This is a genomic window from Cupriavidus basilensis, assembly GCF_029335485.1.
Classification (GTDB): Bacteria; Pseudomonadota; Gammaproteobacteria; order Burkholderiales; family Burkholderiaceae; genus Cupriavidus; species Cupriavidus basilensis_E.
This window is the reverse complement of record NZ_JARJLM010000565.1, coordinates 1-8,771: the sequence shown is the minus strand read 5'-3', so window position 1 is coordinate 8,771 and position 8,771 is coordinate 1. Positions and strand designations below refer to the sequence as shown.

At 67.5% G+C, this 8,771-nt stretch carries 8 protein-coding genes; 5 read left to right on the top strand and 3 right to left on the bottom strand.

The window, feature by feature from the left end:
• Together P3W85_RS35245 and P3W85_RS35240 are read left to right on the top strand one after the other, a co-directional pair.
• The coding region (locus P3W85_RS35245; RefSeq protein ID WP_276268170.1) for a TonB-dependent receptor at window positions 1-1,421 on the top strand (1,421 nt) is incomplete at its 5' end.
• Between the two features lie 117 nt (window positions 1,422-1,538).
• Complete coding sequence (locus P3W85_RS35240) at window positions 1,539-2,327, top strand: tetratricopeptide repeat protein (protein ID WP_017227197.1); 789 nt, start codon at window positions 1,539-1,541, stop codon at window positions 2,325-2,327.
• Here the strand turns inward: P3W85_RS35240 and P3W85_RS35235 are convergent.
• Window positions 2,296-2,502: a dodecin gene (locus tag P3W85_RS35235; protein WP_276268169.1), complete on the bottom strand. Its 207-nt coding sequence runs from the start codon at window positions 2,500-2,502 to the stop codon at window positions 2,296-2,298. The two genes, P3W85_RS35240 and P3W85_RS35235, sit on opposite strands and share 32 nt — an antisense overlap.
• A 139-nt stretch (window positions 2,503-2,641) precedes the next feature.
• The gene (locus P3W85_RS35230; RefSeq protein WP_276268168.1) at window positions 2,642-3,604 is read right to left on the bottom strand and encodes a LysR family transcriptional regulator; all 963 of its coding nucleotides are present in this window, start codon (window positions 3,602-3,604) and stop codon (window positions 2,642-2,644) included.
• Window positions 3,605-4,040: 436 nt separating this feature from the next.
• Here P3W85_RS35230 and P3W85_RS35225 point away from each other — a divergent pair, with 436 nt between their 5' ends.
• A complete protein-coding gene (locus tag P3W85_RS35225; RefSeq protein WP_276268167.1) occupies window positions 4,041-5,447 on the top strand; it encodes an amidase in 1,407 nt (468 codons plus the stop codon).
• 90 nt (window positions 5,448-5,537) lie between these two features.
• Window positions 5,538-6,542, top strand: coding sequence for a Bug family tripartite tricarboxylate transporter substrate binding protein (locus tag P3W85_RS35220; protein ID WP_276268166.1), 1,005 nt, complete (start codon window positions 5,538-5,540; stop codon window positions 6,540-6,542).
• 49 nt (window positions 6,543-6,591) lie between these two features.
• Here the strand turns inward: P3W85_RS35220 and P3W85_RS35215 are convergent, their stop codons facing one another.
• Window positions 6,592-7,545 carry a LysR substrate-binding domain-containing protein gene (locus P3W85_RS35215; protein ID WP_017224739.1) on the bottom strand — a complete coding sequence of 318 codons (954 nt, stop codon included), beginning with the start codon at window positions 7,543-7,545 and terminating at the stop codon, window positions 6,592-6,594.
• A gap of 94 nt (window positions 7,546-7,639) precedes the next feature.
• Here P3W85_RS35215 and P3W85_RS35210 point away from each other — a divergent pair, with 94 nt between their 5' ends.
• Window positions 7,640-8,767 carry a tartrate dehydrogenase gene (locus P3W85_RS35210; RefSeq protein WP_276268165.1) on the top strand — a complete coding sequence of 376 codons (1,128 nt, stop codon included), beginning with the start codon at window positions 7,640-7,642 and terminating at the stop codon, window positions 8,765-8,767.
• The last annotated feature ends 4 nt before the right edge of the window (window positions 8,768-8,771 follow it).

Here is an 8,771-nt window from a genome sequence, read left to right as displayed (position 1 = left end):
CGCCGGTGAACGTCCCGCGCAGCACCTACTACGGCCTGGCCGACCGCGATTTCCGCAAGGACAAGGCGGATATGGGCACGATCCGCTTCGAGCACGATTTCAGCCCCGCGCTCAAGTTCCGCAACCAGACCCGTTTTGCCAAGACCAGCCAGGACTTCATCTATACCCAGCCGGACGACAGCCAGGGCAACCTCTACTACGACATGATCTGGCGCCGCGCCAATACGCGCGTCGCCACCGCCAGGACCATCGCCAACCAGACCGATCTGTCGGGTGAGTTCGCCACGGGCTCGATCAAGCACAAGTACGCCTTCGGCGTCGAGTTCGCGCAGGAGAAGAGCGAGAACGACAGCTACAACGTGGACACGGGTGGCTCCTCCGGCAACCGCTGCCTTAGCGGCCCGGGCGCTGCCGGCGGCTACAACTGCACCACGCTGTACAACCCGAATCCTAACGATCCCTGGGCCGGCGCGATCAGCCGCGCGAACAACCCGACCAACTCGAAGACCAACACCAGTTCGGTCTATGCCTTCGACTCGATCGAGCTGAACAAGCAGTGGCTGGTCAACGCCGGCCTGCGCTTCGACCGCTACAGCACCGAATTCCAGGCCGCCCGCGCCGCCAACGGCACCCGTGCCGAGTATTCGCGCGACGACAACCTGTTCAACTACCAACTGGGTGTGGTCTACAAGCCGGTGGACAACGCCAGCTTCTACATTTCCTATGGCACCTCGTCGACGCCCGCCGGCTCCTTCCTGGCCCAGGGCAGCGACGGCAACGCGCTGGCCCCGGACCGCAATGGCCGCAATCCGGGTTCCAACCTTGTCCCCGAAAAGAACCGCGCTTTCGAGATCGGTACCAAGTGGGACGTGTTGCACAAGCGCCTGGCGCTAACCGCCGCGATCTTCCGCGTGGAAACCACCAACGCCCGCATCACCTTGCAGGACGGCTCCGCTGCCATGGCCGGCAACAAGCGCGTTGATGGTGTCGAGCTGGGCTTCTCCGGCAATGTCACTGACAAGTGGGCCGTGTTTGGCGGCTACACCCACCTGAAGAGCGAGTTGCGCAATAACGGCGGCTCAGGCGCGGCATTCGGCACCACCGACGGCCAGTCCTTCCCCAATACGCCGGCGGACAGCTTCAGCGTGTGGAGCACCTACCAGATCCTGCCCAACCTGACGGTCGGCGGCGGCGCCTACTACGTGTCCAAGGTCTGGGGCAGCGAAGCCTCCAACAAGTGGGTGCCCTCGTACTGGCGCTTCGATGCCATGGCGTCCTATCGCATCAACAAGAATGTGGCACTGCAACTCAATGTGCTGAACCTGACCGACAAGGTCTACTACAACCAGGCCTATGTCAGCCACTACGCGTCGATCGCTCCCGGACGCGCGGGCATCCTGAGCCTGAACGTGCGTTATTGAACGGCCACAAGCCTACGGCAAACCCTGCGGCTGGCCGGCCTTGCACAGGCCAGGCGGCCAGCATGCGGCACACCACCCTCGCGGCGCGGTGTGCCGTTTTTCCTTTATCCGCCCAGTATGGAAACCCTTCCCTTCCGCACCGCCTCCCCCGGCGAACTCGACCAGCTCGGCGCCGCCGGGCTGGCTGACAAGCTCAGCGAGCCGCCGCACCTGGCGCTGCCCTGGCTGGGCGGGGCCGCCATGCAGGGCAACCTCGACGCGCAGATGATTCTGGGCCAGTGGTTCCTCGCCGGCCACGGCCTGCCGCGCGACGAGGCCCAGGCCTTTGCCTGGTTCAAGCACGCCGCGCACGCCGGCCATGCGGGGGCCGCGAATATGGCGGGCCGCTGCTACGAGAACGGCTGGGGCACCCTGCAAGACGATAATGCGGCGGCGCACTGGTACACGCTCGCCGCGCAACGCGGCTCCGACTGGGGCATGTACAACCTGGCCACCGCGCTGGTGCTGGGCCGCGGCATTGGCGCCAGCCGGGCCGAAGCGCTGGACTGGTACCGGCGGGCAGCCGGCATGGGGCATGCGAAGTCGCTCAATATCGTGGGCGGCTTCTACGAGGACGGCTGGGAAGTGGGGCGCGACGCGGCCACGGCGATGGACTACTATCGGCGCGCGGCCGAAGGCGGCGACTTCCGCGGCCAGTTCAACTATGCGCGCACGCTGGCGCTATGCGGCCGCGAGCGCGAGGCCATCCGCTGGGTGCGGCAGGTGCCGCGCACCGCCAACGCGCCCTTTATCGAGAAAATGCTCGCCTTCCTGCGCGATGCGCCCGACGCGGTCCTCAACCGCCTGTTCACCCACGCCGACGCCGCTGCGCGGCTCAGCTCACGCGAAAACCGATCTTCAGCGTAACCTGGAAGTGCGCGACCTTGCCGTCCGCGATATGTCCGCGCGTCTCCGCCACTTCGAACCAGTCGATGTTCTTGATGGTCTCGCCGGCCTTGGCAATAGCGCTGCGGATCGCCGCGTCGCAGCCGTCCGGCGACGAGCCGACAATCTCGACCAGCTTGTAGGTGTGGTTTGACATGTCCGCCCTCCTTGGCGCAATGGCCGCAGGCGATCATCGCTCCCGGCCAGCCCGGTGCGCCAGATACGCTCCTTCATCATAGGCAGCGCACACCGCAAAGCCCAAGCGCGATTGCGCGATTGCGGGCCAGCAAGGGCAATCACGCCGTGACGGCCCGGACACGCCCGCGCGCTGGCAGGTCCGGCACGGCGCGCCGCCGCCCGGCGATATCCTCGGCCAGCCACTCCACAAACGCGCGCACCGCCGGCGGCAGGTGGCGCCCCGCCATGGTCTGGACCTGCAGCGCACGCTGCTGCATGGCGCGGCTGGCGATCGGCACCAGGACGCGGCGCTCGGCCCGCAGGCTGTTGCGTACCGCCAGGGAGCCGGTCAGGTACACCGCATCCGCATACGCCTGGTAGCCCACCAGCGCGCTCAGCGAATTGCTGCTCAGCAATATGCGCGGGCGCAGCCCTTCCAACCCGCAGGCCAGGTCGAACAGCTGGCGAATGGTATTGGTCTCGCTGGGCAGCGCCAGCGGATAGGCCACCAATTCCTTCAAGGTGGCCCGCTTGAGGGCCGCGAGCGGGTGCTTGCGCGCCACATAGGCATAGACCGGCGCAGCCTCCGAGTACGCTACCTCGATGCCTTCCTGGGCGGCGATGGCGAAGGTCAGCGCCAGGTCGGCCAGCCCCTCGCGCACCATGCGCGTGGCGTCAGCGGGCGGGCACACCTGTAGCGAGAAGCTCACGCCTGGATAGCGGCGCTGGAACGAGGCCATCGCATATGGCATGTAATCGCGCGCGAAGCCGTCGGTGCAGGCGAGCCTGACCGTGCTGTGCGCCAGGCTCAGCAGGCCCTGGAGATCCGCCTGCAGGGTCTGCGCGTCGAGGAAGGCGCGGCGCCCGTATTGCTGCACCACCAGCCCCGCTTCGGTCAGCCGCATGCCGCGCGGCTCGCGCTCGAACAGGGCCGCGCCGAGCTCCGCTTCAAGCCGGGCCACCTGCCTGCTGATCGCCGATACCGCCACATGCAGCGTGGCGGACGCCGCGCTGAGGGACCCGCGCTCCGCCACTTCAAGAAAGTAGGCGAGCGGTACCGCATGGATCGACGTGAGCTTCATGGCCTTGTTCTTTGCATGGAGGAAAAGCCGGCCGGCGCGGCAATGCCGATACGCCAAGCTTTGCGCAATGATAATCCCGCCTGCCAACTGCCTTGCCAATTTTAGAAAGCCGCTTTCCGGCGGGACCGCGCGCCAATGGTGCCGAAATGCCGCGCATTGCCTCCGGCGCGGCACCTTCTCGCGCGGATGGCACCGCCGCGGTGCGCTTAATGCGCGGCGCCACGCCACAGGCGTGCGCGAACTTGCGCATACCTGCCCGGAATGCTGTTGGCATTGCGACACGCGCGGCGCCCACGCCGGCAGGCCTGCCATTATCGTTACATCATCATGCCGCCCTCCGCGCATGGCCCGGCAGTCCGTCCGGGCCCGCGGCCCCGTAGCCTTGCAGCCGGTGAACGGGACCGGCAAACGAGCAAACGAAGGAGACCGGGATTTCATGGAAGACATCTGCTATCTGGGCGCCGTGGAAATGGCCCGCGCCATCCGTCGCCGCGAACTGGGCGTACGCGAGGTGGTCGATGCGCACATTGCGCGCGCCGAGCGCGTCAATCCGGCCATCAACGCCATCGTCACGACCACCTTCGAGCAGGCGCGCGCCGAGGCCGATGCGGCCGACACCGCGCTGGCGCGTGGCGCCTTGCCCGGCCCGCTGTTCGGCCTGCCGGTGGCGCACAAGGACTCCTTCCTCACCGCCGGGGTGCGCACCACCTTCGGGTCGGCCGTCTATCGCGACTTCGTGCCGGCCCAGGACAGCGCCGTGGTAGCGCGCCAGCGCGCCGCGGGCGCCATCATGCTCGGCAAGACCAACCTGCCGGAATTCGGTGCCGGCTCGCATACCTTCAACGCGGTGTTCGGCGCCACCCGCAACCCGTACCGCCAGGATGTCTCGGCCGGCGGCAGCAGCGGCGGCAGCGCCGCGGCGCTGGCCGCTGGCATGGTCGCGCTGGCGGACGGCTCGGACATGGGCGGCTCGCTGCGCAACCCGGCCAGCTTCTGCAACGTGGTGGGCCTGCGGCCGTCGATCGGCAGGGTGCCGATGGCGCCCGCCAACCATGCCTTCAACACGCTCACCGTGGGCGGCCCGATGGGCCGTTCGGTGGCCGACGTGGCGCTGATGTTCAGCGTGCTGGCGGGCGACCACCCGTCCGACCCGCTGGCGATCCCCGGCGATGCCGCCGGTTTCGCCACGCTGCCGCCGCAGGGCGGCAAGGGCCTGCGCATTGCCGTCAGCCCTGCCCTGGGCGGCCTGCCGTTCGAGCCGGCGGTGAGCCGCATCCTGCAAGACGGCATTCGCCAATGCCAGGACCTGGGTTGCACGGTGGACGAAGCCGAGCCCGACTTCAGCGGCGCCGACCACGCCTTCGAGGTGCTGCGCGCGCTGGCCTTTGCCACCAACTATGGCGTGCTGCGCGGCGAGCAGGGCGATCTGATGAAGGAAACCGTACGCTGGAACATCGATCTCGGCCTGGCCCAGGACGGCGCTGCGATAGCCGAGGCCGAACGGGCCCACAGCCGCATGTTCGCGCGGATGCAGGCGCTGCTGGAACGCTACGATTTCCTGATCGCGCCGGTGTCGCAGGTCACGCCGTTTGCCGTCGAAACCGAATACCCGGACCGCATCGAGGGCGTGTCCATGCCCAGCTATATTGCCTGGATGCGCTCGTGCTACCGCATCACCATCACAGGGCATCCGGCGATCTCGGTGCCCTGTGGCTTTACCGCGGACGGTTTGCCGGTGGGACTGCAGATCGTCGGCAGATATCGCGGCGAGCGCGCGCTGCTGGCGTTCGCGCAATGGTTCGAGCAGGCCAATCCGGCCGGGCGGATCCGCCCGGCGCTATAGGCACCGGAGCCGGCGCCCGGCGCATCGACCAGATCCCACTGACCACATTGATCGCAACTCCAAGGGGAAATACAGATGTTTGCAATGCGCATGACAACACGGACCCTGAACAAGACCGGCGGCATGGCCCGCTATATCGCCGCCGGCATCGGCGCCGGCCTGGTCATGGCTGCGTCCATGCCGGCGCTGGCCGGCTCCTTCCCCGACAAGCCGGTCAAGCTGGTGGTGCCGTTCCCGCCAGGCGGCTCCACCGACGTGCTCGGCCGCCTGCTGGCGCGCAAGCTGGGCGAGGTGCTGCAGCAATCCGTGGTGGTCGAGAACCGGGCTGGCGCCGGCACCATCGTCGGTGCCGACTACGTGGCGAAGTCCGCACCGGACGGCTATACCCTGCTGTTCAGCGCCGCCACCACCTTTACGGTCAACCCGGTCACGTATGCGCGACTGCCCTACGATCCGCTCAAGAGCTTCGAGCCGCTGGGCATGGTCGGCTCGACGGCGCTGGTGCTGCTGGCCAATCCCGCGGTCAAGGCGGATACGCTCAAGCAACTGGTCAGCGAGGCCAAGGCCACGCCGGGCGGCATGTCGTATGGCTCCTATGGCGCCGGCACCACCGCGCACTTTGCCGGCGAGATGATCAACGCTGCCACCGGCATGGGCCTGCTGCACGTGCCATACAAAGGCAGCGCACCGGCCATGGCCGACCTGATCGGCAACCAGATCCCGCTCTCGGTGGACACCGTGGTGGCCGCGGCCCCGCAGCTCAAGGGCGGCAAGGTCAAGGCCATCGCGGTCACCAGCGCCACGCGCTCCAAGCTGCTGCCCCAGGTGCCGACCGCAATAGAAAGCGGCTTTCCCGGCGTATCGCTCAGCACATGGTTCGCCGTGGTCGCGCCCAAGGGAATTCCCGCGCCGGTGCGGCAAACGCTGGAGAGTGCCATTGCGAACATGATGAAAGACCCCGCGCTGCAGCAAAGCATGACCGCCAACGGCTTCGAGCCTGAATATGGCAGTGCCGGCGAATACCGTGCGCGCGTCACCAGTGAACTGGTGCGCCTGCGCAAGATCGCGCAAGCGGCGAATATTCACGCGGATTGAAGCGATCACGGCGACGCGCCGCCGCGGCGCGGCTGGCTGACGGCAGCCGTTAGCCGGCCATGGCCGCATACGCGGCGGCGCGCTCGCGGAAGAAGGTCTCGAAGAACTCCACGCAAACCCGGATCTTGGCCGAACTGGTCAGGCGCGACGGGTAGACCGCCCAGATATTGGCCTCCTGGCTGCATTCGGGCAGGATCTGCTCCAGTTCGCCGGTGGCCAGCATCGGGCCCACATCCCACAGCGAACGCAGCACGATGCCGCGGCCGTCGACCGCCCAGCGCACCACGATCTCGCCGTTGTTGGACGACAGCGGCCCGGTGACCTTGACGGTCTGTTCGGCATTGCCGCCGCTATTGCCGTTATTGCCGCTATTGCCGCCACGCAGCTTCCAGACGCCGAAGGGATGGTCGCGCTCCTTGATGACCAGGCAGTCGTGGCTGGCCAGCTCGGCCAGCGTGCGCGGCCGGCCCCGGCGCGCCAGGTAGGCGGGGGACGCGCACAGCACGCGGCGGTTGTCGCCGAGCCGGCGCGCGATGTGGTGCGGCGCGATCTCGTCGCCCACGCGGATATCGAGATCGAAGCCCTCGGTGGCCACGTCCACCAGCCGGTCGAATACCTCGAAGCGCACCTGGAGGGCCGGGTACAACGTAGACAGTTCCGAGATGGCCGGCGCCACCACGCGCCGCCCGAAGCCGAAGCTGGAGCAGACCCGCAGCAGGCCGCGCGGGTTGCGGCGCGTGCTGGAGACTTCCTCGTAGAGATGATCGATGTCATCGAGGATGCGCTGCGCCAGCGCATAGACACGCTCGCCATCCTCGCTGACCACCACGCGGCGGGTGGTGCGGTGGAAGAGCTTTACCGCAAGCGCCGCTTCGAGCATGTGGATGCGCTTGCTGATATAGGCCGGCGACACGCCAAGCGCCTCCGCGGCGGCGGCGAAGCTGGACTTGCGCGCCACTTCGATAAAGACGCGCAGGTCTTCATTGAGCAGGTCATTCTTCACGAAGTGTGTTCTATTGGTTCACGGATCGGCTGATTATATTCCGCCTGGATTTGCTTACCATGGCCCATCCCAATCCAGACCGTGAGCCTGCGCCATGACAACAATCTCTCCCGCCCCCTTCCGCATCGCCGTCATCCCGGGCGATGGCATCGGCAATGAAGTCATGCCCGAGGGCTTGCGCGTGCTCGAAGCCGCCGCCGAGCGCTTTGCGCTGGGGCTCGAATTCGTGCGCTTCGACTGGGCCCATTGCGACTACTATCAGCAGACCGGCGCCATGATGCCGGCGGACTGGCGCGAGCAGCTGGAAGGATTCGACGCGATCTACTTTGGCGCCGTGGGCTGGCCCGCCAGGGTGCCCGACCACATCTCGCTGTGGGGCTCGCTGCTGAAGTTCCGCCGCGAGTTCGACCAGTACGTGAACCTGCGCCCGGTGCGGCTGTTCGAAGGCGTGCCCTGCCCGCTGGCCAACCGCAAGCCGGGCGATATCGATTTCTTTGTGGTGCGGGAGAACACCGAGGGCGAGTACACCTCGCTGGGTGGCCGCATGTTCGAGGGCACCGAGCGCGAGGTGGTGTTGCAGGAATCCGTGTTCAGCCGCGTGGGCACCGACCGTGTCCTGCGCTATGCCTTCGAGCTGGCCAACTCGCGCGCGCGGCGCCATCTCACCGTGGCGACCAAGTCCAATGGCATTGCCGTCAGCATGCCCTACTGGGACGAGCGCACCGATGCGATGGCGCAGCACTATCCCGATGTGACGGTCGACCGCCAGCACATCGACATCCTCACCGCGCGTTTCGTGCTCCAGCCCACCCGCTTCGACGTAGTGGTCGCCTCCAACCTGTTCGGCGACATCCTCTCCGACCTCGGCCCCGCCTGCGCCGGCACCATCGGCCTGGCGCCTTCGGCCAACCTCAACCCGGACCGCAGGTTTCCATCGCTGTTCGAGCCGGTCCACGGCTCGGCGCCCGACATCTACGGCAAGGCCATCGCCAACCCGATCGCCATGATCTGGTCGGGCGCGCTGATGCTGGACTTCCTCGGCGGCGCCGAAGGCATGGACGCTGCCGGCAGCGCGCGCTACCGCGCGGCGCACGACGCCATCGTGCGCGCGATCGAGGCGGTGCTGGCGCGGGGACCGCGCACGCCCGACCTGGGCGGCGAGGCGCATACCGGGGACGTGGGCGAGGCGATTGCGGGGCTGGTCCGCAATGCGGACGCGTAGGCCC